The following is a 26393-nucleotide window of genomic DNA, read 5'->3' on the forward strand; positions in this document are numbered from 1 at the left end:
CAGAAGCAGTTACTATCGGCAACCAGTAACGAACCGATCAGTGCTCGTCGCGCAGTCGCTCGAGGACTTCTTCGGCGTTTTCGACCGCCTTCTCTTTCTTGGCGGGATAGGCCTCGACTTTCCCGCGGAAGGTGATGCCGTCGCCCAGCCGGACATCTCCCTCGAAGGCGGCCTGTTTGTCGAGTCGAAGGAACAGTTCGGTGTTCTCGGTGACCCGCTCGTCGAGTTCGTCGATCAGGTCGTCGAACGACTCGAGATCGGCCAGCCGCGAGAGGACGTACCGGACGTCGTCGGCGTTCTCGACGCGGGCCGAAAGGACGAGGATGCGGTCGCCGTAGTGGCCCTCGCTTTCGACGCGTTCGATCTCGAACGGTTCGTCGTCGCGGTCGGGGAGGAAGGTTCGCAGGGCTTCCTCGACGCGTTTTTCGTCCTCGGTGGCGTAGCAGAACGTCCGTAAATCGACGTAGTGAAGCGGGATCTGTGGCATCTGCAGGTCGAATTCCAATGTGGTCAGGGAACGGGGCTCGAGCGAGCGGGGTCGCAATCGGTCTTAGCCGTCGTCTTCGTCGGCGTCAGCGTCGGCTGCCTCGAGATCGTCCTCGGGGACGCCGGTTTCCTGCCCGTCCTCGAAGCTGACGGTGTAGGTGACGTCGCCGAACATCGACTCCATCGTCTGGGTCACGGTACCGGTCTCGCCGTCGAACTCGCTGTGCTCGTCGTTGAGAACTACCTGGTCGTCTTTCTCGAAGCTCATAGCCGATTCTTCCCCGTCGGCGTGTAAAAAGGGACTGATTCGCTACAACGGTCTCTCGTGGGACGCTACGCGCGATCGGTGTGCGGGTACGCCGGACAACAGTTACTGCCGGACAGAACGATGTGAAGATCGGTCGCGCTGATACGGCCGTCACCGGTGGAGACGGCCGCGAATCCGCGACCGAGTTCGTATTAACGTCTGTCCGACAGTAAGTGATCGCAGCCCGTCTCAGTGGCCAGTCCAACACTGACAACGCACAGCGAATACCCCGGAAAACGGGTGTCGGGTGCGATCCGATCAGGCCTCGAGTTCGACGTCCAGTTCCTCGAGCAAAGTTTTGGCGGCCGCATGCGAGGAGCCGGGGCCGCGGCCGGTGATGAGATCGCCGTCGACGGTGACGCTGGTGTCGGAATCGAGCTCGGCATCCCAGTTGCCGCCGGCGGTTTTTACCTCGTCTTCGACCCAGTAGGGCAGTTTGCGGCCGTCGGGCATCCGATCGCCCTCGTCGACGATTCCCTCCTCCCACTCGTTGGGGAAGCCAGTCACGTCGCGGCCGTTGACGATGAACGCGCCGTGGCTGTCGCGGGTGAACGCGAGGATACCGACGGCGTGGCAGACGACCAGTGCTTTGCCGTCTCCCTCGATGATATCCCGGAGGAGCTCCCGGGCGTGCGTGTCCTGATTGATATCCCACTCGGTGCCGTGCCCGCCGGGGAAGACGACGGCGTCGTACCCCTCCGCGTTGGCCTGCGTGACCGAAATCGGATCGTTCAGTCGCTCGTCGGTCTCGTGGACCTCCCGGACGTGTTCGGCGGTCTCTTCGCCGACCTGATCGGGATCGATCGACCGCTCGTCGATCACTGGCGGGCTGCCAGAGGGTGTCGCGACCGTGATCTCGACGCCCGCCTCCGAGAGCGTCTCGAGTGGCTCAACGCATTCTTCGCCCCAATACCCTTCTTCGCTGACAACGAACAGTGCATCCGTCATAGGCACTGCTACATCGGGCAGCCTGAAAACGACCAGCCCACCCGTCGGTTCTGCCGCAAGTTGGTGGGATAACATATCGAAACGGACGATCATCTTCGCTGGTGAGGGTGGCTTTTTTCGCTCTTGGGGCCCTATCTATGGCAGGTGAGACCATGGCAGATCGACCCCGGCCGTTCGACGGTATCGAAGAACTGCTCGACCGACTGAATCGCCAACTCGAGACCGCTGCCCAGTCGTGGGAGAGCCAACTGGACAACCGGAGCCGCCTCGACCTCTCGCCGACCGGGTCGGAGATGCGACTCGACCTCGCGGACGAAGGCGACGAGTTCGTCGTTACCGTCGACGTCCCCGGCTACGAGAGCGACGACCTCGAGTTACGGCTCTCCGGGGAGACGCTGGCGATCTCGGGCACCCGCGAGCGAACCGAAGAAGTCGGCGGTGAAGACGAGACCTATCTCAGACGCGAGCGCGAGACGAAATCGTTCAGCCGGCAGGTTCGGTTGCCCGAACCGGTCGACGAGGACGCGGTGCAAGCTAGCGTCAACAACGGCATTCTGACGGTCAGACTCCCCAAGCGCGAGCCGAGCGAGGAGGCACACTCGATCGATATCGAGTAGCGGTTCGGATGTCACTCGTCGAGATGTAACGCATCGAAAAATCGGCGGGTGAGTCGGTCATCGATGAGCGTAAGGAGGTCACCGATGTCGTCACCCGCATCGGCGAACAACCCGAGTTCGATCCGGCCGCCGGCCATGTCGTGATGGCCGCCGACCGACCCCAGTTTGCCGAAGCCGTCCTGGAGCGTCTTCCCCAGGTTAACGCGTGGATCGATCGAGCGCCCGCTCAGGCGGATCGCATCGTCGATGATGCCGTAGACGAGCACCGTGTCCACACCCTCGAGGTTGAGCAGGTAATCGGCCGCTTGCGGCAGTGCGTCGGTTTCGCCGGTCGCACCCACGCTCGCGACGAGCGCAGAGCCCCGTCGTTCGCGGCTGGTGATGGCGCGTCCGATCGCGTCGAGCGTTCCCGGCGAGAAGGTGCTGCCATACAGTTGTTCGAGAATCTCGAGGTCCGCATTCGGGTAGACCGCCAGTGCGGCTTCGTACTCGCGTCGCGTCGGGCCCCGGACGAAGTCGAGTCGCTCGCGGTGGAGCGCAAAGAGCAGCGCCGAGGCGAGACGCTCGGTGAATTCGACCTCGAGCTCGCAGAGATACTCGACGAAGATCGTCGCAGTCGCGCCGTACTCGGTTCGAACGTCGACGAACGTTGCCGAAGCCGGCTCACCGGGATGATGATCGACGACGACGTCCGGGACGACGCTCGTCGGGACTTCGGTGTTCGACCCCGGCGTGCTGTGATCGACGAAGCTCAGACAATCGTACACCTCGAGCGCTGTCTTCGCGAGCGGTTGGAGGCTGATATCGAGGAGGTTGACGAATGCGCGGTTTTGCTGGTGGGAGATCTCCCCACCGTAGGCGATCGTCACGTCTGCGACGTCGTGGTCGTCGGCGATCGCCTCGAGTGCGAGCGCGCTGGCAAGGCAGTCGGGATCGGGGTTGTCGTGACAGATGATCGCCAGCGAATCGGTCGCCTCGAGTACGGACACGAGTTCGGCCGCACGAGACATAGCCGCTATACGTAGACGAGACGCTTGAAACCCGCGGCGGTTTCGGTACTGCGACCACGGTGGTCGTCTTCGGACGTGTCCGGCGGACTCAGACGGGCTGTTGTGACGATGTCCCGGTGGGACCGCAGGGCGGTCGCGGCCAGCCGGCACTGACTGACAGGAGTCCGTATCACAGCACCGTCCGTCCAGAAGACATGGGCGAAGAGCGCGCTGCCGGTACTGACGCGAATCCGTACGAACGGATTCGTCCTATTATATTGCCGAACAAAACGGTTCATCCCTCGATCGCACCTACGACGCTGTCGCCGACGGCGACAGCCGGCGAGACGCGATCGAGTAGTCACTGACTGTTGTCCGGTAGTCTCAGTGACTACTATCGGCTTCGACGAGTCGAACGTTGTCGAAGAGCCGGCGAACGCCAGTCTCCCAGACGACGCTCATGCCGACGGCGAGCGTGACGGATCCGGTGAGATCGTCCACCGGATACGAGTAGGTTTTCCAGCCGGCGTGATCTTCGATGTCATTCTCGCGGTTGAAATCGCTCTCCGAAAGTCCGTCCTGTGGTTTCTTTCCGGCGAAGAAGGCGACCTCTGACAGCCGGTTGAACGACTGCTGCTCGCTGTAGACGTCGACGGTTACTGTGCGCGCTCGAGTGATGTTCACTGGTTGTTCGACCCAAATTGTCCCATCATCGGCGGACCCCTCGATATACAGCGCCATCGAGTGCGTGCCATCCGATGCCCGTTCGGAGGTGATCGAGACGGAGTGCGCGACTGGGTCGGTCGAGTCTCCGGGCTTTGTGGGGAGATCAGTTCCGACGGACCATCCGGTACGGGATTCCTCGAACGAGGGGTCCTGAAGGGCCTGGGGGGACGGGTTCGCCGGCTGGTCCGACTCTGCGGACTCGGAGGGTATATTCGAGTCGTGTTGTGACTCCGTCTCGCAGGTCGCGTTACTACTACGCGCTATCCCTGGAACGAGTCCAGCGGTGAGGGTACCGCCGCAACCGGTTACACCGGCGAGGTATGATCGTCGTCGCATCGAGTAGCCCTAATTTGGGAGGGCGCAATAAACGTCACTCAAGCTAAAATAATCCTTTGACATATCGCCGGTCAGTCTGCTGACGACGGTTCCCGTTGGTGAACTTACGAACTGTCCGACAGCCTGAACTCTCAGGGGCAGAGAACCAGTCGACGGAGCACCAGTAGCGGCGTCGAACACGCCCTCGAAACCCTAGTCCCCCATCAACGCCTCGCTCGCCGGTGCGAACTCGATTTCGGTCCCGCGACCGGCCTCGAGTGCGCGGTCGTAGAGCAACGACGCCACGGCGACCGTCTCGATGCCCGTGCCACCGCTGTCGAAGACCGTAATCTCGTCGTCGCTCGTCCGCCCAGGTTCGTTCCCGGCCACGATCTCTCCCAGTTCCGCGTGGACGTGGTCGTCCGTGATCGCACCCGCCTCGAGCGCGTGGATGAACGAGCCGGCATCAAGGGTCGCGCGCTCGCGGAGGTCGGGGACGTACGTCGCCTGCTCGATGGTCGTCGTATCGAGTTCGCGCTTGGCCGGCGAGTACTGGCCCATCGCAGTGACGTGTGTGCCCGGCTCCAGCTCGTCGCCGTCGAACACGGGCTCGCTGGCCGTCGTTGCCGTGATCACCACATCCGCGCCGGCCACGGCGGCCGTGCTCGAGTCGACTGCGCGGACCGACGCCGTGAGCGATTCGTCGACCGCGACGGCACCGGCCGCGCCGGTTTTGAACGGGTTCATGCTCGTACCGTCGAGCAGGGCAAGCGGCGCGCCGCTGTCGGCGTCGAACAGCGGCGTCATAAACCAGGCATCACCGGCTCCGAACCCTGCGCTGTACATGTAGCCGCCCATCACACCCGTCTCGGGGAGGACGGCGATAGCTGGTGAGCATGCCGTCGGGATCATGCCGGTGGAGTTTCGACCGTGGCTGTGCCGGTGCGCCTGCACCGCGCTGGCGGTATCCCTCGCGGACAGCATCGACGTACTCGGCCGGCGTCGCGAGGTCGGCAACGTCGGCGCTAGTCAGAAATAAAGCGTCTGTCATACGCAATCAGAGGAGACGAATCGAGGAAAAACAACCGGCCGCAAAGAGAAGAGCGAAGATCGAAGAGCGAAAACGTGACTGGAGTTAGTCCGCGTTGAGCGGCGGACGCGCGGAGTTGGCCTCGTCGGAAGCGTCTGCTGGTGTGTTGATGAACATCGCGTGTCCGATGATCGACATTGCGACGATCGCGCCGATCGGAACCGCCGCCGTCAGCGCGACGCCGACGACGGTCAGAGCGGCGGTGATTCCAAGCAGTGCGACTGGGATGAGGCCAAGAACGATGTCGTAGTATCCAGTCATAATCTATTCTATAATNCTATAATACGCGGAATAGCCATATAAGTATTTCCCATAATCGGCCCATAGTTGATCTAGTTGTAACTGGCATCCATTAAAAATCATTCTCATAACTTATGGAGCGGTTTTTGATGGTTGTTGTCCTGTCATGTCGTCGAGTATCGAATTTTCATAAGATAGCAAAAATATCGTCAATAGCTGTATTCGGCGGTTAAACCCGAAAAAATACGCCATCTGCTGATCCACGTCGGATAGTAGAGAATTCGATGAGCGACCGTAAAATGGCGGTTGCTCGAGGCCTGTACGACTTACCGCGTTCGTGATACGAACAGGGCGTAGCCGAGTCGCCAGCCGAGCAAGGCGACGAGAACGGTCCCCGTGATGACGATCGGGAACGGCCAGGTCGTCCCACCCTCGAACAGCGGCGAACCACGGATCATGAGCCCGACGTTCGCTGCCGCGATCCATGCGACGGCCGTCAGCCGGGTGTCGTCGATCCCGCCGGGACGCGTGTAAACGCCTGCGAGGGCTGCAACAGCGAGCCACCCGATCACGAACGGGACGGCCGTCGTGAGCGATGCAAGCGGTTCGGCGATCGGATTCCCACCGTGTTCGATGTTTCCGAGGAGGACCAGCCCAACGATCACGACGAGGTCGACGACGCCGATGACGACCCGCTTCCGGTCGAACTCGTTCTCTCGAGACCCGGTCTGAACTGCCGTATCCATACGAAAACGTCCGCACTGCGGCCCTATTGGTGTCCCGGTTCGGAGCGACGGAAAACGACCTGACAGGAACGGTGGACCTCGGCGAGCATCGGCCGCCGAGTGCCGCCCACCGGACAGCGCGTCTTCGTGCGAGGTCACCCTCGCACGGATGGACAGTCGACGGGGGACTACTTTGTTAGCAGCGCCGTTCAGCTGTGGCCGTCGCGCTGTCCGATGCGGCCACGCAGTAATCACGTATTAGGATCGCCGAGAACACGGCCGAAGCCCGACCGACTGCCGCCACAACGTGACCGCTTTCGAGACTTTCTGCAGAAGAACTAATATTGGCTGCCACCGAATCGCCGTCGTGATGGCTGTAGTCGGCGATGAACGAGTCGACTGTGACGGCTGTGGCCGAACAGTTTCGCTCGAGGACCTCACGACAGTGACGATGCCGGACGACCAACAGGTCGTCTGCTGTCCTGACTGTGCGCCCCACGCCAGAGCAGCCGCACGGAAGGGCCGCTCACTCGATCAGCGTCGAGACGCGTGCAACGGCTGTACTGGGACCTTCCCCGTGGCCGAACTCGAGGACGTGGTTCTCGACGATGGAACCGTCCTGACCTGTTGTCCGTCATGTGCGGCCGAAGCACCGACGACAACCGATGACGACACGGCATCACCCGATGCTGGCTGTCTAGCTGATGCCGAGACGGTGACCGATTCTACGCCAGCCGACGACCCCCAGTACCGCTGTACGCAGTGTCACGAACAGGTCTCCGAGGAGCCGTTTTGTGTGACGACGATCGACGATCGCACCGAGCGGCTGTGTCCCGATTGCAAGGCCAACGCCGAAGATCGGGGCATCGTCGCGGCCGTCGAGATGCGAAAGACCAGAGCACGCGAGATACTCGGCGTCGCGCCGGACGTGACCGACGACGAACTCCGAGACGTGTATCACGAACAGGTCAAACGTGCCCATCCCGATCGCAAAAGCGGTAGTAAATCGGCATTTCAGCTCGTTACGGAAGCCTATGAGCGGCTCCGTGACGACGAGTGACTATTCTTTGCGCCCTCTGAAACCGATCGTCGCTGGATCGAAGCAGTACGTCGAACCGCAGGCTTCACACGACGCTGTCAGATGCCTGCCGTGTGTGTAGCGTTTCCAGAGTTTGGCCTGTCCCTCCTCGAGTGCGAGCGTGACTGGATGACCACAGTCCGGGACCGTACACGGGAACCGAATGTACCAGTTCGGGACCGACAGCGAACCAAGCGGTGCGAGTTCGCTTCGCAGCCGGGAGAGCAGGTTAAAGATCGTCACCGTGAGGTTCGACCGATCGAGCGTCACGCCCTCTACGTCACTGGCGTAACCACGATGGCTCACTCCCTCCTCGCGCAGCGGTACCACGGGAATCCCTTTGGCGACCGCGTATCCGATCTCCTGATCGATCCACGTGGTCTCGGCCATGTCCTCGGTCAGCACCGCAACGACGACGTCGCTGTTGGCGACGCGACCCTCGAGTCGCGTCCGATCGCGGACGGATTCGAGTTCCTCGAGCGCGATGTGGACGCCGACAGGGAAGTTCTTGACCGTCGAGAACAGGTCCTGGACGAGCGAGAGATCACCTGACGCGTGAGAGACGTACACCTGTTCGCCGGTCATGGAACGGTCTACCATACACAGGCGCCCGCACCATTATTAACCTATGTCAGACTTGCATTTAACTACTGTCGTGTTCCGGTCGGTAATTTTTGATCGTCGAGAGGACACGTTGGGAAAACTCGAGTTGGGAAAGGTCCGACCCCAGTTGCTCGAACCACTCGCGTTCGACGTACCACCAGCCGCGGATGTCTCCCTCGGTCGTCAGCGACGTCACCTCAAGCCGGCCCGGCGTCCACGAGCGTTCGTCGCCGATCGTCAGCAGCGTCCGCAACACCGCGCCGACTTCGTTGCGCGTGATCCCTGACGCCTCGGTGACCACCTCGTAGGCGAGTTCGATGCCGGCACCGTCTTCGGCAGGCGGCTCACTCTCGTCTTTCCACGCGAACGACGTCAGGTAGATGCCGTGGCCCATCAGGCGATTCTCGAGCGTCACGGCGATTGGACGTTCCCCGGTTGCCGAATCGCGCTCGGTAGTGGCCCTGTCGTCGGTCATACGTGTCGTTCGACGGGCACAGAGAAAAGTCGGTCGGCGGCGCGTGTGTCGGCTCTCGCTCGTGAAGCGACTTACAACGGCGCGACGAGGTCTTCGAGCGCCGCTTTCGGGTCGTCGGCTTTTGCGACGCCGCTTGCGAGCAGGACGCCCTCCGAGCCGAGGTCGCCTGCGGCGACGACGTCGTCGCCCGTACTGATACCGGCCCCACAGAGGACTGAGACGTCTGCATCGACGCTCGTCGCAGCGTCGACGGCGTCCTCGACGACGTCGGGATCGGCCTGACTGACCGGTGTGCCGGTGCCGATGAGTTCCGGGGGCTCGACGGCGACGGCGTCGGGCCCAAGCGCCGCGGCTGCGCCGATCTGGGCTGGATTGTTCGCACAGACGACCGTCTCGAGGTCGGCCCGTTCGGCTGCTTGGACGGCACCGTCGATGTCGGCCAGTTTCAGCCGTTGCTCGGAGTGGTTGATCAGGGTGCCGACCGCCCCCGCGTCGGCGACGTGTTCGGCGAGGGTGTGGCCGGTGTTGCTTCCGTGCTCGATCGGATCGACATGCTGGGCCCACGTCTCCGCGCCCGTCTCGGCGACACGCTCGATGTGGGCTGCCGGCGGTGCAACGGCGACTCTGGCGTCGGTGGTTTCGTTGACATCACGGACGGCTTCCGCGACTGCGACTGGATCACACGGATAGGTCTTCAGGTTGACTAAGACGAACATATCGGCAACCGCACTCGCACGGAAGAAATAGCTTGCGAGTCGGCGACGCGGACTCTGCAGACACGCCCCGCGTCACACGTCAGTCTTTGCGCTTGACGACGTCGCCGAGGGTGTAACTACCCGTCGACGAGCCACCGGACCACTCCGAATCCTCGCCGGAACTCCCCTGTGCGCTCAGGTCGATCTCGAGGAAGTTCTCGAGTTTGGACTGGACGCGGTCGCTCGGGAGGGTGTCACCGCGTTCGATCTTGCGGATGAGGCTTGCTTTCTCGTTGAGTTCGTTTGCCAACTCGGACTGGCTCAGCCCCTTGCTCTCGCGAGCGTTGCGGACACGATCGTCGTAATCGGTCGCGAGTTCGTCCATGTCGTCGAACATGTCCGAGCGCCGCTGGCTCGAGCCACCGGAACTCGAGGTCGTCGACGTCGATGTCGACTGGCTCCCACTGCTCGACGAAGACGAACTCGAGCCGGTCGAGTACTTGGTCGACGTGCTCGAACTCGAGGTCTGTTTGACTTCAGTGCCGAAGTCCGTGCAGTTCGAACACACGTCTAGCTTCGCACCCTCGACTTTGATCGTCTTCGGGGACGACGTCTCGGCCCCACACATCTCGCACTGAACCATACACAATTCTATATCGCGCCGAGGGATAAAGGACACGGCGTCGTTTCAGACGACGGAAGACCCGGGCAACGGCCGAAAACGCACGCTCACTCGAGGGCGGCCCAGGAGTAGTAAAAGCGCTGGAGTGCAGTCAGGTGGCCGACGACTGCGAGGAAGACCAACAGCAGGCCGATGAGGGTAAAGTCACCGACGACCGGTCCCGAGAGCGGGTAGGCCAGCAAGCCGACCAGTCCGATGATCGCCAGCCGGTCTGCACGGCCGACGAGGCCGCCATAAACCCGATCGAGGCCGACGGCCTGGGCCTGCGTGCCGAGATAGGAGGTCATGACCACGCCGGTTACGGCGGCAAAGCCGAGCAGGTAGTTCTCGAGGCCTGCAGCCAGCCCGGCGATGACGACGATGTCCGCATACCGGTCGAGGACGTGATCCAGCAGGTCGCCGCCGGCCGAGGCGACCTCCTGTTCGCGCGCGAGCGCGCCGTCGACGATGTCGAGCCAGCCGTTCAGGAAGACGAGCCCCGCCGCGACGGCGTACCAGACGGGATCCTCGAGGCCGCCGAGTGCGAACGCCACCGCGGCCAGCACCGCCATCCCGAACGCGAGCACGCTCACGCCGTTAGGCGTCATCCCGACACGGTCGAATCCCTTCACGAACGGATCGAGGGCACCCGAGACGTACGGTCGAAACTTGTCGAGCGTCATGTTAGGTAGTCCATGAAGTCGACGTCGCCTGCGCTTGGCTCGCGCTCGCCCGCCGCGACCGCCGCGAGTTCGTCCGCGACGGCCGCGGGATCGCGGTCGGTCGTATCGATCTCGTAGACCGACTCCAGACCGTGTTCTTCGACGGCCTCCGAGAGGATTACGTCAAGCGCCTCGCTCTCGGCGTTTTCGATCGCCTTTGCGTCGGTCTCGCCGCGTTCACGCAACCGCTCCTCGAGCGTCTCGGGGTGACAGCGCAAGACGGCGACCCGATCGGCGTCGAAGTGATGTGCGAGATGGGATTCGATCACGACGTCGTCGCGGCCCTCGAGCCAGTCGCTCAGTGCCTCGAGGTCAGCGATCTTGCTCTCACGATCCGCGTCGACTTCGGTGTAGAGTGCCTCGTCCTCCAGCACCTGGTTGAGATGGATCACGTCGAGGTCGGGCGTTGGCTCGTTCTCGCTTTCGGCGTCCGAATCGGCCAGTCGGGCCTCGAGTAGCTCCGTCGCCGTCGTCTTGCCAGTTCCGGGGGTGCCGGTGACGGCGACTCTCACGGATCGGCCACCTCCGCGTCCGGGTCGTCGGCCGCGTCCACGTCGAGGTCCGCAAGCACGTCGTTGAGCGTGTCGACCGCGCGCTCGGTCTCGTCTTCGGTGCCACAGGTAATCCGAATACAGCCGGGGAGGCCGAAACTCGAGCAATCTCGAACGATGACGCCGCGTTCTTGCATCTCGGTGGCGACCGCGGAGGCGTCGCCGACGTCGACGAGGACGAAGTTGCCCTCGCTTTCCCAGACGTGGGCGTCGATGGTATCCTGCATGTATGCGCGAGACTCACGGGTCGTCTCGACGGTGCGGACGACGTGTTCCTCGTCCTCGATTGCGGCGAGGCCGGCCCGGCAGGCGAGTTCGCTCGCCGCGAAGGGCGTGTTCACACGGGTATAGGCATCCGCCCACTCGTCGGGCACGACGGCGTAACCGAGTCGGACGCCGGCCAGCCCGTACGCTTTCGAGAACGTCCGCAGGACCGCCACGTCGTCGCGTGCGTCGAATTCGTCCCAGCCTTCGATCAGTGCGATCGCGCTCTCTCGATCGGCGAACTCGCCGTAGGCCTCGTCGACGACGACCAGCGTCTCATCGTCGGTTTCGTCGGCGAGGCGTTCGATTTCCGAAAGCGGCATCGTCGAGCCGGTCGGGTTGTGCGGGCTCGTCAGCCAGATCACGCGCTCGTCGTCGTAGGCATCGAGGACGACGTCGGCGTCCTGTCGGAAGTCGTCGGCCCGCGAGAGTTCGTACTCGCGGACGTCGCCGTGGTGAAACCGGGAGCTCATCCCGTAATAAGCGAAGCCGGGTCTGGGGACGAGGATATCGTCGCTAGGCTCGAGGGTCGCTCGGTGGAGATAATCGATCGCGCCGTCGCCGCCGTTGGCCAGCCAGACCTGTTCGTCGGCGACGTTCCAGCGGCTTGCGATAGCGGTCGTCAGATCGGCGTGGGCGGCTTTGGGGTAGGAACTCACGTCCGAAGCCGTCTCCCGGATGGCCACGGTGGCCGCCGGCGAGGGTCCGTGTGGGTTCTCGTTCGAGGCGAGTTTGATGAACTCCGAGGGGTCGCGCCCGAGTTCGCGGGCGACCTCCTCGATGCCTCGACCCGCCTCGTATGCGACGTGATCGGACAGGTCGCGCGGTTGCATACGAGGATCCAGTTTGTGACGGGTCTTAAGAGTGCTCACATATGGTCAACGTGGCCATCGTCGCCTGTCCGCGCTGCTGTGGTGTGTGCTGGTCGTGACGAACGACAACTGTGTACTGACCGCTCAACGGGGACAGCAGTTGATTCCGTTACGGTGAAAAATATGGTGGCGCGGTCGGTAGTTCACTCACTGATGAGTTGGGTTTCGAGGGGCACGTCAGTGGTGATGACATCCATCAGGGGTGACGTCGCCTCGACGCGTTCGCGCAGTTCCTCGAGTTGTTCCTCGGGAGCATCGGTGGAGACGTACGTCGTACACCGGATCGTTTCGTAGCCGGGACGAACGTCCTCGGAAATTCCGAGGAAGCCACGGAGGTCGACGTCTCCCTCCATCTCGAAGCGGAGGTCGTCGAGTTCGATATCCATGGCTGCGGCGTTCGCTGCGTAGCCGACACTGAGACATGATCCGAGTGCGCCGAGCAGGAGTTCGACGGCATTCGGTGCCGTTCGCTCCCCCAGAATCTGTTCGGGTTCGTCGCCCTGAAGCGTGAACTCACGGGTGTGGATCGTCTCGCCCGCCTGCTCGAACGCGTCGATCGTCGTTGTCGCCTTGAGGGCGTCCTCCCACTCGGTCTCAGCCCGGAATTGGAACCTGCCGACATCAGTGTCGTCGCTAATCGCTTCGGCTGCCCCCTCGAGGGCGGACACGTCAACACCGTTGATTTCGGTCTTTTCAGTCGTTGCCATTACTGAATCACCATTGCACTCTACAACGAGCAAGAGCATAACCTAGCTAGATACACTCACGCAAGCAGTCAGCTCCGTCCGTCGACTCTGTCTCACAAGGTGTCACACCGATCGTAGCCGCTCTACGCGCTCGAGGCTATCGGCATCAGCCGGATCCTTGTCGTGGCGTACCCCCTGGAATCGCGGGAAACGAAGCGCATACCCCGAGGAGTACGTCGGCGACGACTGGATCTCTTCGTAGCCGACCTCGAAGACGACCGCGGGCTCGATATCGACGTCCTGCCCGTCTTCGGTCGCGATATGGGGCTCGAGCAGCTCCGTCAGCTCCGCGAGTTTGTCGTCGGTGATGCCGGTCGCGACCTTGCCGACCGTCTCGAGGTCGTCGCCAGCCTGCACGGACAGTTCGAAGGTCCCGAGGAAGGTCGCACGCCGACCCTCTCCCCACTCTGCACCAGTGACGACGCAATCGAGCGTCTCCACATCCGGCTTGCGCTTGCGCCAGTGTTTCCCGCGGCGGCCCGGCGAGTACGTTGAGTCGGGGTCTTTGAGCATGATGCCTTCGTGGCCACCCTCGAGCGCGTCGGCGTCGATCGACTCGATCTCGTCGGGATCGTCGGTCAGCCAGAGCAGGGAGAGTCCCTCCACGTCTTCGTCGTCGACGGCGTCGGTGTCACCTCCGGAACCGGCCAGCACCGACCGGAGCCGGTCGTGGCGGGTCGTCAGCGGCTCTGCGAGCAAATCCTCGCCGTCAGCGTGCAGGCAATCGAAGAAGACCGGCCGCACCGTGACGTCCTCTCGGGCCTTCGCAACGTCGTGTTTGCGTCGGAACCGCTTGAGCACCTCCTGAAACGGCAGTGGTGAGCCGTCCTCGTCGATTGCGACGACCTCGCCGTCGAGGATCGCGGGCCCCTCGAGCGTGCCGTCGGCGAACTCGACGACTTCCGGCAGGGCGTCGGTGACCTCTTCCATGTTTCGTGAGAAGACGCGCGTCTCCGCTGACTCGGAGCCGCCGGGTTCGTAGTGCAATTGAATCCGCGCGCCGTCGTATTTCCACTCGACAGCGGCTTCCTCCCACTCCTCGAGCGCATCAGTCACCGTTCCGGCCTGTGCGAGCATCGCCTGGACGGGCCGACCGACCTCGAGGTCCATCGCGTCCAGCCCTTCGCGTCCCTCGTCGCGGGCGATCCGGGCGACCCGGCCGTAGTCGTTCGAGACCTGCAGCGCGCGTTCGACGCGGTCTTCGGGTACGTCGAACGCCGCGGCGATGGCGTCGCGGACAGTCCCCTCGCCGACGCCGATGCGCATCTCCGAGAGAACGATACGGGCGAGATAGCGAGCCTCCTCGCTCGAGCAGCGATTGAATAGCCCAAAGAGCAGGTCGACCTTGCGGTCCTGGCTCCCCGACCCCTCAGCGTGGGCGAGGTCCTCGAGTGTCTCGTAGACCTCACGGACGGTGAGGTCGTCGTCACCGCCAACTCCACCACCAGTGAACGCACTGAGCCCCTGCTGGCCACCGAAGTCGTAGCTCGCGGCTACGTCGCCGATCTCGCCGACCTCGGCGAGTCGGTCCTCGACGTCGTCGGCGCTGATGTTCGTTCCCGCCGCGCGGGCGATCGCCTCGTAACACGCACTCGGCCCGATATCCAGCGTCGTCGAGTCCCAGGCCGGAAACACCCGGCCCTGGGCGAAGCGCGCGACGAGCTCGAGTGTCTGTGGCTCGGCCCCCTCGTCAGTGTCGTCGCCGGCGTCGGCGAGCAGGTCCCGAACGTGGGTGACGATCTCGAGGTCGGCGGCTTCGTCGTCGATCGTCCCGGCGCGGTCGGCGAACGTGGCGAACTCCATCGGCGGTGTCTCTTACCGGGAGCAGTAAAACGGTTCTGAGACGGGGTCGTAATGCAGTGGCGATAGAACGGCGCGGTCTGCAGTGGACGGGCCGAAGCGAGTGTGAATTCAGTCGAGATCGGACGCAGACGACGGATTCGAGACGGTGACCTCTCCTGTGGCAGTCACGGTCACGTCGTAGCCGTCATGGGTGAACGTTACCGACCCGGTTCGTGTGTCACCGCTGTAGGTCGGACTGAACAGGGCATTGAGCGCGTCGGGATCGATCGTCTCGAAAAGCGGCGTGAGAACGCCGACGGTTTCCATGGTCGCACTCGAATCCGACTCGGATGTCACACCCTCGGCCTCCCGTAATGCCGCGATGACAGCGTCGCTCAGAGACTCGTCGTCGGCCGCGGTGTAGGTGAGCGGTTCCCGACGGACATCGGCGTCTGCGTGCGTGGATCGATTTTGTCTCGTGGCCATCAGTATACCAGTATGAACTGCTATTGACTGGTGACTACCCGGGTTTAGTGATCAATGGTTTAACTATCCCTGTCGTTTGCGATCGTGCTCCGGACGAGCGCCTTCTGGCCGCGCCGAATGAGCGCCGAGAGCGCTTGACTCGAGATTTCGAACTCCTCGGCTAACTCTTCTGCCGAGGTCTCACGCGGCACCTCGAAGTAGCCTTGTTCCAGCGCGCAATATAACACGTCACGCTGGCGAGCGGTGAGACCGTATTTGGCCGACGCTTCCGCATCGTTTTGATAGAGGCGACGGAGCGTAAACGAGAGGTCAGCCTCGTCACATCGATCACGATAGCTCGAGAGCGCCTCGCGGCTCGGGATCTGCGCGCGATACTCCATCGTCGTCCCCATCGCTTTGATCTCGAGAAACGTGATCCCGAGTTCGATCGCATCGAGATACGTCAGGCCACGTTCGCCTGCCGACGATAAGGTGATACGAAAGAGCCGTCGGCCGGAGAGTTCCGCGAGCGTCTCGAAGCTCGTAATAGTCGGATCGTCTGGAACCTTTCGGAAGAATCGATCGAGGTCGCTTTCTTGTCCCCGTGCCCAGAGGGTTAGCCGCGAGTCGTCTTCCAGCGCCGGCTGCTCGTCTTCGACTTCGACGGTGATCTCGGGGACCGCTTCCCTGGTCTCATACAGGATCGGATTCGAGAGCGTATACTCCGCAATGAAACTCATTCGGATCGCCCATCGGGAGTTCCAACGATTCGTTCAGTAGCCTCGGCTGGACACGGTGGCGGGCCATCGGCCGTTATCAGTCTCGCCTCGGCGGTGTGATCTCGAGTACACATTCCGTCCGGCGTGTAGGATCGCAGAGAAAACATACCTTTTTGTTACGCTGACGACAGCTATCTGGTCGCTTTGATCCCGACGAACGAGCCGTCGCCGTACCCCTCCTCGATCGGTTCAGGGCTGTCGATCTCGTCGAGCCAGTGGTAGATCGTCTGGACGAACTCGAAGTCGGTAAAGCCAGCTGCCTCGAGTGCGTCGACGAGTTCATCCGTCGAAACGAACGTCGCGTCGCGATAGAACGGGTTCTGTGCTTTTTTCTCCTGATATTGCTGGCCGACGGGACTGTCTTTGTCGATGTAGCCGATCACGAGACTGCCCGACGGCCTGAGGATGCGATCGGCTTCGGCGAGCGTTTGCGGGATGTCGTCGACGAAACAGATTGTCGTCACGATCAACGCGGTATCGAAGCTCTCGTCTCGGAAGGGGAGCGATTCGGCGACTCCCCTGACCACGTCGATCCCCCGTGCTTGAGCGCGCTTGAGCATCGCCCCGGCAGGATCGATGCCGATGTCGAGCCCGAGGGGTTCGGCAAAGCGTGCGCTGCCGACGCCGATTTCGATCCCGCGGCCGGATTTCGGGATGAGTCGTCGCAGTGCATTCAGCTCGGATCTGTAGGCGTCGTCGTGGGCGTCGAACCAGTCTTCGTACCGGTCGGTGTGTTCCTCGAACGGGGCTGTTTTGGGCATGCCTGCACGTAGGCTGCGTGGTACTACCAATATTGGGGACGACAGTGCTGTTATGAACCCATGAAAGGTTTGTGGTGATATGGCTCGTAGGTCTCGACATGACTGACTCGTCAACGGCAGAGAAGGGTAGCGCCGAGGCCGACGGCGTCAGACTGCTGCTCTGTGAGAACCCACTGCCACCGATCGATGAAGCGATCGCTGCTGCCACGAACGAGGTCCCACACAGTAATCACTATACAGAGCCCTATTCCAACCCGCTGCGCGAGGTCCTCGCCGACCGGCTCGGCGTTCGACCCGCACAGATCCACGTCAACGCAGGCTCCGAACTGATCCTCCGTCAGTTGTTCGATCGCTTCGGCCAACACGTCCACCTCCTGACGCCGACCTACCCGCTGTTTACGGAAATCGCCGAGCAGTATACCGAAACGCGGCTGCAACCGGAGACCGACTTTCAGTTCGATCTCCGACAGCTAGACATCCCCGACGAAACGACGCTCGCAGTCATCGTCAATCCGAACAACCCGAACGGGGGTGGCTTCGACATGCGTCCGCTTCCGGACCTCCTCGAGACCAATCCGGAGACGCGGTTCTTGATCGACGAGGCGTTCGTCGATTTCGTCGACGAGTCGGTTGCCCATCTCGTCCCCGAGTACGACAACCTCTTCGTGACCCAGACGTTGTCGAAAGCACACAGCCTCGCGGGCTTTCGCATCGGCTATGCGATCCTCCCCGAACCCATCGCCGACGAGCTGAACGCGAACAACGACGCCTATCCGCTCACGCGCCCGAGTCAAGCCGCCGCGATCGCGACCATAGAGCACGAATCGAAGATCCGCGAACGGATCGACCGACTCCAGTCGTGGGCGACACAGTTGGCCGACGACCTCGAGTCGCTGGGAGTGACGACGTTCCCGAGCGAGACGTACTTCTTCCTCGCGGATTTCAGCCCACACGACGCACGCGACGTCGCAGCACAGTTACGAGAGCGAAACATCGTCGTCAAACCACTCGAGAACGATCGGCTCGGCCCCGGCTATATGCGGGTCACGACGTCTCGACCCGAAGACAACGAGCGGGTCGTCAACGCGCTCGCAGAGATCTTATAATGGTCTTGAAACCGTCGGAACTGCCGTCGCTGTCGTTTCGCTGGCGATCAACTACCAATACTCCTGATGGTTCAGGTACCGTCGACAACGTATAGGTTGTTACAGCGGTTCTCTCTTTGTCTATGGACGTCTCCGCGGTTTCCGTTTACCACCTCGAGCACGATCCCGTCACGTCACGAGCGACGGAGTTCGTCGAACGGAAGGGACTGGGCCATCCGGATTCGATCTGTGATGGGATCGCCGAGGCGGTTTCGCGACGCCTCTCACAGTACTATCTCGAGGAGTTCGGACACATCCTTCATCACAACACCGACAGCGTGCAACTCGTCGCCGGGACGACGGAGCCAGCGTTCGGCGGCGGCGAGATCGTCGACCCGATCTACGTGCTCATCAGCGGCCGGGCGACCACGACCGTCGATGGGCAGGACGTTCCGGTCGACAACCTCGCAGTCGACGCCGCTCGAGACTACGTCGACGCGACCTTCGACGACCTCCCTGCCGACGCGGTCGAGTTCGACCCGCGGATCGGTGAGACGTCCGCCGATTTGAAAGCGCTGTTCGACGAGCAGGGGGCCACGCGAGCGAACGATACCAGCATCGGCGTCGGCTACGCGCCGCTGTCCGACACGGAGCGCATCGTTCGAGAGCTCGAGCCAGCGATCCGCGAGGAGATTCCGGCGGTCGGTGAGGACGTCAAGGTACTGGGCTGGCGCACGGACGACGAACTCCGGCTGACCGTCGCCGCGGCCGTCGTCTCTCGGCACGTCGCGACTCTCGAGGAGTACGTCGACGTCGTCGCGCAAGTCGAGAACCTGGCCAGCCGCTACGCGAGCGACCGCACTGAACGCGACGTCCATGTCGACGTCAACGCCGCAGATGACGTCGATACCGAGACGGTCTATCTCACCGAAACTGGCCTCTCCGCCGAGATGGGAGATGACGGGAACGTCGGGCGTGGCAACCGCGTCAACGGCCTCATTACGCCCCACCGATCGATGAGCCTCGAGGCGACGGCCGGCAAGAACCCGGTCAGCCACGTCGGCAAACTCTACAACATCGTCGCGACGAAGGCTGCAGAGCGGGTCAATCAGGAACTCGACGCCGAGTACACCGGGGTAAAACTCCTCTCGCAGATCGGCGCGCCGGTGGCGGAACCCCAGGCTATCGACGTGGAGACGACGGCACGCGACGACGACGAACTCCGGCGGCTCGTGGCCGCCGAACTCGAGGGGATCGACTCGCTTTCCCGTGACATCGTGGCCGGCGACGTGCAACTGTTTTAGCACTGGTCGACGTCGGGTCCGTGAGGAGTTACAGTGACAGCACGGCGACTGCGAAGCAGTCGATCGCGGGCCAAGGAGCCGCTGACCGACGGCGGTTCCGAGACAGCCGGGACGCTCGTCGGAGTCGCGACGCGAGCCGGCGTTCTTCTCGCGGCCGATACGCGCACGAGCCAGGGTACTGTCGTCCGCAGCGAGCGCGTTCAGAAGCTCGCGCAGGTCCACCCGACTGCCGCGATGGGATCGCCCGACCACCTCGGCGTCATGCAGTCGTTCGTCCAAACGATCCGACTCGAGGCCGACCGCTACGAGACCGAACGTGGCGATCCGATGACGCTGCCGGAACTGAGTACAGTTGCAGCCGAGAAGCTCCGGGCGAAGTCCGAAGCGGGGACGTTCGTCCTCGGCGGCGTCGATGACGACGGGCCACACGTCTTCTGCTTGTGTCCGGACGGCGGCGTTCTCGAGGACGAGTCCGTCGTCGTCGGAAGCGGACGGGAAGTTGCCGCTGGTGTCCTCGAAGCCGACGCGACGGCAGCGCTCACGATGGCCGAGGCACGACGGGTCGCCGGCCGTGCCCTCGCGAGCAGTGCCGAGCGCGACGCGCTGACCGGTGTCGGCGTTCGTGTCGCCGAAATCACGGCCGCTGGCGTCGAGACGACCGACTACGAGTCGATCGACGAACTCCTGTAAGGGCGATCAGTCGCGTCGCCTGGCGTCCCGTCCCAGCTGTCGTTCGACGGCGTCGACCTTGTCGCTGGCACGTTGCTCGACCGTTCGTTTGTCGTCGACTTTCAACGTCGTGATCACTCGCGCTTCGTCGACGGCCGCGTGTGCTGCCGCTGCGGCGTCGAACAACTCGCTCGCGTCGTCGGCTTCGATGATCGTCCCCATCGGATTGGTCTCGTGGCTCGACTGTCCTCGAGCGCGTCGATCGCCTTCGCGATTTCTTCGGACAGACTGCCCTCTCGAACGGGAGTGACGTTGAGTTCACCGATCGCGGTCATGTCTGACGGTACAGTGTCGGCGGATATAATGGCGCAACCTGCTCGAACGAGGGCTGTTTGCAGGCCTGCCTTCGACACCCCGCTATCCCTATGTATCCGCCCGGTGTCGACATTCCTACCCACGATGAACGATCAGGGTATGGGAGGCCGGCCATGGTAGCGGTTTCGGCGGAGTTCTACTGGATCGCGGGGTTCGCCATCGTCGCGGCGCTCGTAAACAGTGCGGGGATCGTCGCCATCTTCCGCTATCGAGAATGGGCGGAACGATACCTCACTTATTTCATGTGTTTTGCCGCGGGAGTCCTTCTTTCGACGCCGCTGTTGCTCGCGCTTCCGAATGCGATCGCGAACAACTCGAACGCGGGATTCAGTGCTCTCGGCGGGTTTCTGTTCATGTTTTTCTCCAACAAACTGATCACGTATCGCACCCAACAGGAGAGTCTCGCGTTCGGGGTGACGGCGGCGGAGGGCATCGGGATCCACTCGCTGGTCGACGGCGTCGTGTACACCGTCACGTTCAGCGTGTCCCTCCTGACTGGGATCCTGGCAGGCACCGGGTTAGTCGTCCACGAGTTCGCTGAAGGAGTCATCACGTACCTCGTCTTGCTGAAAGGGAACGTGACGGAACGAACCGCGGCGGTGTACGCGTTCTTCATCGCCGCGCTGACGACGCCGCTCGGCGCGTTCGTCGCCTATCCGCTGGTTACCAGACTGGGCCAGCGCCACCTGGGACTGCTGCTCGGTTTCGTCTCGGGCGTGTTGCTCTATGTCTCCGCATCTCACCTGCTCCCCGAGGCGAGCGCACACGAGCAGAAACACTCGACCGTCGCCCTCATGGCCGGCGTCGGGCTGGCACTGTTCATCGTGTTCTCGCGGACGGTATAAGAGGGATCGAAACCCATGTCGGTCCCGAATCGGTCGTCATCTCGAGAAACGTGCTTTGAAGTCAGTCGGGCGCACACTCGGAGCTATGCCAGAGGAGGAACTCGCCGCACGGGTCGCGGACGTGCTGGCAGTCGACGCTGCTGACTTCCGCCAGCGGGCCGAGGCGGACACCGAGGTGATCAAAGACGCCGTCGAGGAGGGTGTCTTCGACAACCCGCAGGCGATCGTCGGTCTCGAGTACGAATTCTATGCGATCAAGGCTGATGACTGCACGTTGCGACGGGTTCCACGCCGGCTGCTCGAGCTGATCGGCTTCGAGAAGGAACTCGGCTTGCACAACGCGGAGATGACGACCAGCCCACAGCCACTGAACGCGCCGGGGCTGGCGGCCCAGGAGTCGGAAGTCAAAGCACGCCTGCGGACGGCACTCAACGTGACTCAGTCCGAGCGGATGCGGCTGGTCAGCGACGGGCTCTGGACGATTCCGCCCGAAGGCGAGTCGGCGGGCACCTACCTCACCGACAGCGTCGAGCGCACGGCAGCCACGCCGGAGGGAGACGATCGCTCGATCCGCATCGCGACGAACATGAGCGACTCCGCCCGGTATCACGCGATGGCCAACACTGACCAGGCCGACTCCGCGGGGATGCGAATCGAGGCACCGCACGTCTCGTTGCAGGCCGAGACCGTCATGCCCGAGAGTCTCATCACGTCGATTCAGCCCCACTATCAGGTTCCGCACGCGCCCGACCTCCCCGAATACTTCAACTACGCGCTCCGGGTGGCGGGTCCGCTGCTTGCACTCGGCGTTAACTCCCCGTTTTTCCCTGCCGATCTGTACGACGAGGACGCGACTGCCGACGAGATCCTCCGGGACGGCTGGATGGAACACCGTATCAGCGTCTTCGAAACCGTGCTCAACGATCCCACGACGGGCGAAGGAAAGGTCCGGTTCCCACACGACCTCGAGAGCGTCGACGAGGCCATCGACCGGATCGTCGACGACGATACGATCGTGCCGATGCCGGTCGAACCCGGCGAGCGCTTCGACGACCAGTTCCCCCACTTCCGGCGCAAACACGGCACCTACTGGCGGTGGGTCCGTCCCGTCTTCGGCGGCCCGACGCGCTCGGCGGCCAACGCCCGTATCGAGTTCCGGCCGATCCCCGCCCAGCCGACGGTCCGCGACTCGGTCTCGTTCCTCGCCGCCTTCGCCGGCCTGATGGAAAGTCTCACTCGACTCGAGCATCCCGTTCACGAACTCGACTGGCAGCTCGCTCGCGAGAACTTCTATGGGGCGATGACCGACGGTCTCGAGGCCGAGCTGACGTGGATCACGAACGACGGCCGGGAGGTCACCGACGGCCTCGAACTCTACGAGGACCTGCTGGCCCACGCCGAGGACGGACTGATCAACCGCGGGCTGAGCGAGGAAGACGCCGCCAAGTACCTCTACCCGCTCCGGCGACGCGTTCGGCAGAAGGTAACCCCCGCGAGCTGGAAGCGCGAACAGGTGCGGGCGGCCCTCGAGGACGGTTCGGACCTCGCTGGTGCGCTCGAGCGGATGCAACAGCGCTACGTTAGCCGGCAGTCGGAGACGTTGCTCGAGGGGAGTTTCGCCGACTGGATCGGTGACTAACGGTTCGCGAGCGGTGTGATCGCCAAAAAAGTTATCGGGCCGGTTTGACGTTCTGGTTCATCCGGAACAGGTTCTCCGGATCGTACGCGGCCTTGACCTCGGCCAGCCGTTGCTGGTTCGTCCCGTAGGCGAGGGCTTCCTCGCCCTCGTCCTCGCTGATGAAGTTCATGTAGACGCCGCCGGTCGCATACGGGGCCATGGCATCGAAGAACTTTCGTGACCAGTCGATACATCGATCATCGTCTGCCGGGTCCTCCCAGCGCGTGTGGACGTTCATGCCGTATTCCGCGTCGCGGTGGGGAAACGCCGTCGCGTCCGCCGGGACCCGCCCCATTGCGCCGCCGAGCTGTCCGAAGAAGATTTCGGACAGCGGGGAGGGGAGGTCTCGTGCGTATTCGACCACTGTATCAATGGCGTCGTCCGAGACCGTACTGAAGTTGTGTGACTTCCAGTAGTTCCGGGCACCCTCCTCGAGCAGTGGATCGAACGCTTGCTGGAACTCGGCGTACTGGTGTGGACCGACGACATCGACGATCGGATCGCCGTACTCACGAATCGGAGCGAGCACGCCCTCACCCGCTGCCATGTCACCGGCGTAGAACGGAACGACGACGAGAACGTCCTCGCCGTGCACGTCCTCCGGGAGGAACGGGAGCGGTGGTGCCTTGCGCAGGACCATCCAGACGGTCGACTCGTCCGGTGCCGTTTCGTTGAAGTCCCGCACGTGTCGGAGGACATTTGGTGCGTCCGCACCGTGGTAGACGACCATCCCGGTGAGTACCTTCGGTCCGACCTCGTGGAGGTCGAACTCGAACGACGTGACGACGCCGAAGTTGCCACCGCCGCCGCGGATCCCCCAGAAGAGATCTGGATTTTCGTCGTCGCTCGCGTGCCGCAGTTCGCCGTCTGCGGTGACGATATCGACCAACCGCAGGTTATCCACCGTCAGTCCGTACCTGCGAGTCAGCCACCCGAACCCACCGCCGAGCGTCAGTCCCGCGACGCCGGTCGTCGAGTTGATTCCCAGCGGCGTCGCCAGCCCGAACGCCTGTGCTTCGTGGTCGAAGTCGGCGAGGGTCGCCCCCGGTTCGACTCGAGCCGTCTGCCCTTCCGGATCGACCTGCACTGACCGCATCGTCGAAAGGTCGAGCATCAGGCCGTCGTCACAGACCGCGTTCCCCGCGATGTTGTGTCCGGCACCGCGAATCGCGAGCAGCATGTCGTGCTCGCGGGCGAAGTTCACCGCCGCGATCACGTCCGAAACACCCATCGCTCGAGCGATGAGTGCCGGCCGCCGGTCGATCATGCCGTTCCAGATCGCTCGCGTCTCGTCGTAGTTCGGATCTCCGGGGCGGAGCAACTCGCCGTGAAGCCCCTCGCCGAATCCGTCTATTGCACCGTCGTCTACGGGTGTGGTAGTAACTGCCATTGTCACTCGGTATTCGTACGCTTCGCACGGGGATATAGCCACACATGATTAATGGTTAAGATATGTTCGCCGACAGGAGTGACCCGAGAGCTGGCGTATCGACGGGCGATCGAGGATCGAATGCTAGTCCTCCGCACAGTTAGCCGCCCGATTTGTATCCGCACGCAGAAATTCAATTCCAGCTTATCGGACATATCTATCCGATTGATGATCGTATTAGATATACTACTGTTTTATCGCTGCTGAACGCATATCGTGACATATGGGAACACTGAACAAATCAGCAGGTAGCGAGGCGATCGCCGAGCTCCCAGACGACGCCGTTCGGTCCTTCATCGAGGGATTTCACGGCGACGTCCTGCGTCCGTCAGACGACGAGTACGACGACGCTCGCGAGATCTGGAACGGGATGATCGACAGGTATCCGGCACTCGTCGCGCGCTGTGTGGACGTCGACGACGTCGCCACAGCCGTCGACTTCGCCCGGGAACACGACCTGCCTCTCGCGGTCCGGGGTGGCGGGCACAACGCGGCCGGGACGGCTGTCTGCGATGGCGGGCTCGTCGTCGATCTCACGGAAATGAACGGCGTCCGGGTCGATCCCGAGGCGAAAACGGTTCGCGTCGACGGCGGGGCGACGCTGGGTGATGTCGACCTCGAGACGCAACGTTTCGGCCTCGCGACGGCACTCGGTGTGGTGTCAGAGACCGGCGTCGCCGGATTGACGCTCAACGGCGGCTACGGTCATCTGAGCCGCGAGTACGGGCTGGCACTTGACAACCTGCTCAGCGTCGACATCGTGACGGCCGATGGTGAACTGCGGCATGCCAGCGCCGACGAGAACGAGGCCCTGTTCTGGGCGATCCGCGGCGGCGGTAGTAACTTCGGCGTCGTCACCGCTCTCGAGTATGCGCTCCACGAGGTCGGCCCCGACGTGTACGCACTCTTCGTCTGGTTCCATGGCGACGACGCTGCCGTCGCTATGGATGCCTTCCGCGAGTGGACCGAGACCGCACCGCGAGACGCAAGCGCCCTCGCATTTACCGCCCACGTCCCCGACATCGCAGAGTTCCCCGAGGAGTCGTGGGGCGAGCCGGCGATCGCGTTCCTCGGCTCGTACCGGGGCGACCCCGACGACGCCGAGGATATCTTCGGTTCGTTCCGGGAGCGTGCGACGCCGATCACCGACCTGAGCGGGCCGATGGCCTACGCCGACCTGCAGTCGATGCTCGACGAGGACTATCCCGATGGGCTGCGCTACTACTGGAAGTCGATCTTCCTCGAGGAACTCACCGACGACGTGATCGACCTCATGACGCGATACAACGAATCGGCACCGTCGGCACTCTCGACGATCGACATCTGGCACCTCGGTGATGCGGTCGCCGACGTTCCCCAGGACGCGACCGCGTTCTGGCACCGCGACAAGCCGTACATGCTCAACTTCGAGGCGAACTGGGAGGACGCCGCCGACGATGACGCAAACGTGGAATGGGTCCGTGAGGCCTTTGCCGAGGCACAGGCGCTTTCGATCGCCTCGGGTCGCTACGGCAACTTCCCGGGGCTGAACGAAGACCCCGCAAAACTGCTCTACGGCGAGAACTACGACCGGTTGGTCGACGTCAAGACGAAATACGATCCGGACAACCTGTTTCGGTCGAACACGAACGTCCCACCGCGTCCGACCGGTGCCTGACGGGGCAGCGCGGACGGCCGGCAACCCACCAGCACTGGCTGTGCTACAGAGCCGAAAGCGATTAAGTAACGTCGCTCGAGAGGTGTGCGTATGGTAACTTTCCTCTCCGGAGGCACCGGAACGCCGAAGCTGTTAGACGGTGCCGCTGTCGCGTTCTCACCGGAGGAGACGACGGTCATCGCCAACACGGGCGACGACATCGAACTCGGTGGACTGTTCGTCTCGCCGGACGTCGACACGCTGTTGTTCCAGGGTGGCGGCGTCCTCGACCGCGAGACGTGGTGGGGGATCGAGGACGATACGCACCGAACTAACGCGGCGCTGGCCGACATTGCGTCGGCTGCAGGACTGCCCGAGGGGCCACAGTATCTTCCCGAGGAGAAACAGACTGCGGGCCGGCGACTCGCCAACTGGCGGCGCTTCTCTGGCATCGCGGAGTTCATGACGATCGGCG

At 62.9% G+C, this 26393-nt stretch carries 29 protein-coding genes and 2 pseudogenes; 9 read left to right on the plus strand and 22 right to left on the minus strand.

Going from position 1 to position 26393, the window contains the following annotated elements:
* Positions 1-37: 37 nt before the first annotated feature.
* The 3 genes from C476_RS09310 to C476_RS09320 form a co-directional block, all read right to left on the minus strand.
* Positions 38-487 (minus strand): RNA-binding protein, encoded by a 450-nt coding sequence (locus C476_RS09310; protein ID WP_008012218.1) that lies wholly within the window; start codon positions 485-487, stop codon positions 38-40.
* A 63-nt stretch (positions 488-550) separates the two neighbouring features.
* Positions 551-754 (minus strand): hypothetical protein, encoded by a 204-nt coding sequence (locus C476_RS09315; RefSeq protein ID WP_008012220.1) that lies wholly within the window; start codon positions 752-754, stop codon positions 551-553.
* 297 nt (positions 755-1051) lie between these two features.
* Complete coding sequence (locus tag C476_RS09320; RefSeq protein ID WP_008012221.1) at positions 1052-1741, minus strand: type 1 glutamine amidotransferase domain-containing protein; 690 nt, start codon at positions 1739-1741, stop codon at positions 1052-1054.
* A gap of 152 nt (positions 1742-1893) precedes the next feature.
* Here C476_RS09320 and C476_RS09325 point away from each other — a divergent pair, with 152 nt between their 5' ends.
* Complete coding sequence (locus tag C476_RS09325; protein WP_008012223.1) at positions 1894-2358, plus strand: Hsp20/alpha crystallin family protein; 465 nt, start codon at positions 1894-1896, stop codon at positions 2356-2358.
* Positions 2359-2369: 11 nt separating this feature from the next.
* On the opposite strand, the gene C476_RS09330 is transcribed toward C476_RS09325, so the two are convergent.
* The 5 genes and pseudogenes from C476_RS09330 to C476_RS09350 all read right to left on the minus strand — a co-directional run bounded on the left by C476_RS09330 (position 2370) and on the right by C476_RS09350 (position 6464).
* Complete coding sequence (locus C476_RS09330; RefSeq protein ID WP_008012226.1) at positions 2370-3368, minus strand: DHH family phosphoesterase; 999 nt, start codon at positions 3366-3368, stop codon at positions 2370-2372.
* Positions 3369-3731: 363 nt separating this feature from the next.
* Entirely contained in the window at positions 3732-4088 is a 357-nt protein-coding gene (locus tag C476_RS09335) for a hypothetical protein (protein WP_008012230.1), read from the minus strand.
* Positions 4089-4601: 513 nt separating this feature from the next.
* Positions 4602-5439 (minus strand): annotated as a pseudogene (locus tag C476_RS09340) (ornithine cyclodeaminase family protein).
* An 84-nt stretch (positions 5440-5523) separates the two neighbouring features.
* Positions 5524-5739 carry a hypothetical protein gene (locus C476_RS09345; RefSeq protein WP_008012234.1) on the minus strand — a complete coding sequence of 72 codons (216 nt, stop codon included), beginning with the start codon at positions 5737-5739 and terminating at the stop codon, positions 5524-5526.
* A 305-nt stretch (positions 5740-6044) separates the two neighbouring features.
* Positions 6045-6464 carry a DUF3054 domain-containing protein gene (locus C476_RS09350; RefSeq protein WP_008012237.1) on the minus strand — a complete coding sequence of 140 codons (420 nt, stop codon included), beginning with the start codon at positions 6462-6464 and terminating at the stop codon, positions 6045-6047.
* 349 nt (positions 6465-6813) lie between these two features.
* Here C476_RS09350 and C476_RS09355 point away from each other — a divergent pair, with 349 nt between their 5' ends.
* Positions 6814-7503 (plus strand): J domain-containing protein, encoded by a 690-nt coding sequence (locus tag C476_RS09355; protein ID WP_008012239.1) that lies wholly within the window; start codon positions 6814-6816, stop codon positions 7501-7503.
* Here the strand turns inward: C476_RS09355 and C476_RS09360 are convergent, their stop codons facing one another.
* The 12 genes from C476_RS09360 to C476_RS09420 all read right to left on the minus strand — a co-directional run bounded on the left by C476_RS09360 (position 7504) and on the right by C476_RS09420 (position 16897).
* The gene (locus C476_RS09360) at positions 7504-8106 is read right to left on the minus strand and encodes a toll/interleukin-1 receptor domain-containing protein (RefSeq protein ID WP_008012240.1); all 603 of its coding nucleotides are present in this window, start codon (positions 8104-8106) and stop codon (positions 7504-7506) included.
* A 58-nt stretch (positions 8107-8164) separates the two neighbouring features.
* The gene (locus C476_RS09365; protein WP_008012242.1) at positions 8165-8599 is read right to left on the minus strand and encodes a hypothetical protein; all 435 of its coding nucleotides are present in this window, start codon (positions 8597-8599) and stop codon (positions 8165-8167) included.
* Between the two features lie 71 nt (positions 8600-8670).
* Complete coding sequence (gene tpiA / locus C476_RS09370; RefSeq protein ID WP_008012244.1) at positions 8671-9315, minus strand: triose-phosphate isomerase; 645 nt, start codon at positions 9313-9315, stop codon at positions 8671-8673.
* A gap of 79 nt (positions 9316-9394) precedes the next feature.
* Positions 9395-9937 carry a multiprotein bridging factor aMBF1 gene (locus C476_RS17815; protein ID WP_083857047.1) on the minus strand — a complete coding sequence of 181 codons (543 nt, stop codon included), beginning with the start codon at positions 9935-9937 and terminating at the stop codon, positions 9395-9397.
* 86 nt (positions 9938-10023) lie between these two features.
* Positions 10024-10638 carry a CDP-alcohol phosphatidyltransferase family protein gene (locus C476_RS09385; RefSeq protein WP_008012247.1) on the minus strand — a complete coding sequence of 205 codons (615 nt, stop codon included), beginning with the start codon at positions 10636-10638 and terminating at the stop codon, positions 10024-10026.
* Positions 10635-11189: an adenylate kinase family protein gene (locus tag C476_RS09390; protein ID WP_008012248.1), complete on the minus strand. Its 555-nt coding sequence runs from the start codon at positions 11187-11189 to the stop codon at positions 10635-10637. Before C476_RS09390 ends, C476_RS09385 begins: the two co-directional genes overlap by 4 nt.
* Positions 11186-12325: a histidinol-phosphate transaminase gene (gene hisC / locus C476_RS09395; RefSeq protein WP_008012249.1), complete on the minus strand. Its 1140-nt coding sequence runs from the start codon at positions 12323-12325 to the stop codon at positions 11186-11188. Before hisC ends, C476_RS09390 begins: the two co-directional genes overlap by 4 nt.
* Positions 12326-12507: 182 nt before the next feature.
* Positions 12508-13071 (minus strand): OsmC family protein, encoded by a 564-nt coding sequence (locus C476_RS09400; RefSeq protein WP_008012250.1) that lies wholly within the window; start codon positions 13069-13071, stop codon positions 12508-12510.
* Positions 13072-13173: 102 nt separating this feature from the next.
* Positions 13174-14913, minus strand: a complete 1740-nt coding sequence (gene ligA / locus C476_RS09405; RefSeq protein ID WP_008012251.1) for an ATP-dependent DNA ligase LigA — start codon at positions 14911-14913, stop codon at positions 13174-13176.
* 108 nt (positions 14914-15021) lie between these two features.
* The gene (locus tag C476_RS09410; RefSeq protein ID WP_008012252.1) at positions 15022-15378 is read right to left on the minus strand and encodes a HalOD1 output domain-containing protein; all 357 of its coding nucleotides are present in this window, start codon (positions 15376-15378) and stop codon (positions 15022-15024) included.
* Positions 15379-15437: 59 nt separating this feature from the next.
* Positions 15438-16097, minus strand: a complete 660-nt coding sequence (locus tag C476_RS09415) for a helix-turn-helix domain-containing protein (RefSeq protein ID WP_008012255.1) — start codon at positions 16095-16097, stop codon at positions 15438-15440.
* 170 nt (positions 16098-16267) lie between these two features.
* Positions 16268-16897: a class I SAM-dependent methyltransferase gene (locus tag C476_RS09420; protein WP_008012256.1), complete on the minus strand. Its 630-nt coding sequence runs from the start codon at positions 16895-16897 to the stop codon at positions 16268-16270.
* Positions 16898-16995: 98 nt separating this feature from the next.
* Between C476_RS09420 and C476_RS09425 the strand changes: the two genes are divergently transcribed.
* From C476_RS09425 to C476_RS09435, 3 genes are all read left to right on the plus strand, one after another.
* Positions 16996-18003 carry a pyridoxal phosphate-dependent aminotransferase gene (locus C476_RS09425; protein WP_008012258.1) on the plus strand — a complete coding sequence of 336 codons (1008 nt, stop codon included), beginning with the start codon at positions 16996-16998 and terminating at the stop codon, positions 18001-18003.
* A 122-nt stretch (positions 18004-18125) separates the two neighbouring features.
* Complete coding sequence (locus C476_RS09430) at positions 18126-19286, plus strand: methionine adenosyltransferase (protein ID WP_008012260.1); 1161 nt, start codon at positions 18126-18128, stop codon at positions 19284-19286.
* 33 nt (positions 19287-19319) lie between these two features.
* Positions 19320-19976 (plus strand): Ntn hydrolase family protein, encoded by a 657-nt coding sequence (locus C476_RS09435; RefSeq protein WP_008012261.1) that lies wholly within the window; start codon positions 19320-19322, stop codon positions 19974-19976.
* A 6-nt stretch (positions 19977-19982) separates the two neighbouring features.
* Here the strand turns inward: C476_RS09435 and C476_RS09440 are convergent.
* Positions 19983-20290 (minus strand): annotated as a pseudogene (locus C476_RS09440) (thiamine-binding protein).
* A gap of 153 nt (positions 20291-20443) precedes the next feature.
* On the opposite strand from C476_RS09440, the gene C476_RS09445 reads away from it, so the two are divergent.
* Together C476_RS09445 and C476_RS09450 are read left to right on the plus strand one after the other, a co-directional pair.
* Positions 20444-21175, plus strand: coding sequence for a ZIP family metal transporter (locus C476_RS09445; protein WP_008012265.1), 732 nt, complete (start codon positions 20444-20446; stop codon positions 21173-21175).
* An 85-nt stretch (positions 21176-21260) separates the two neighbouring features.
* A complete protein-coding gene (locus C476_RS09450) occupies positions 21261-22814 on the plus strand; it encodes a hypothetical protein (RefSeq protein WP_008012266.1) in 1554 nt (517 codons plus the stop codon).
* Positions 22815-22845: 31 nt separating this feature from the next.
* On the opposite strand, the gene C476_RS09455 is transcribed toward C476_RS09450, so the two are convergent.
* Positions 22846-24243, minus strand: a complete 1398-nt coding sequence (locus tag C476_RS09455) for an FAD-binding oxidoreductase (RefSeq protein WP_008012269.1) — start codon at positions 24241-24243, stop codon at positions 22846-22848.
* A 262-nt stretch (positions 24244-24505) separates the two neighbouring features.
* On the opposite strand from C476_RS09455, the gene C476_RS09460 reads away from it, so the two are divergent.
* Positions 24506-25939 (plus strand): FAD-binding oxidoreductase, encoded by a 1434-nt coding sequence (locus tag C476_RS09460; RefSeq protein ID WP_008012272.1) that lies wholly within the window; start codon positions 24506-24508, stop codon positions 25937-25939.
* A 90-nt stretch (positions 25940-26029) separates the two neighbouring features.
* On the plus strand, positions 26030-26393 hold a 364-nt coding region (locus C476_RS09465; RefSeq protein WP_008012273.1), incomplete at its 3' end, for a 2-phospho-L-lactate transferase CofD family protein.

The organism is Natrinema limicola JCM 13563 (assembly GCF_000337475.1).
In the GTDB taxonomy this organism is placed as follows: domain Archaea; phylum Halobacteriota; class Halobacteria; order Halobacteriales; family Natrialbaceae; genus Natrinema; species Natrinema limicola.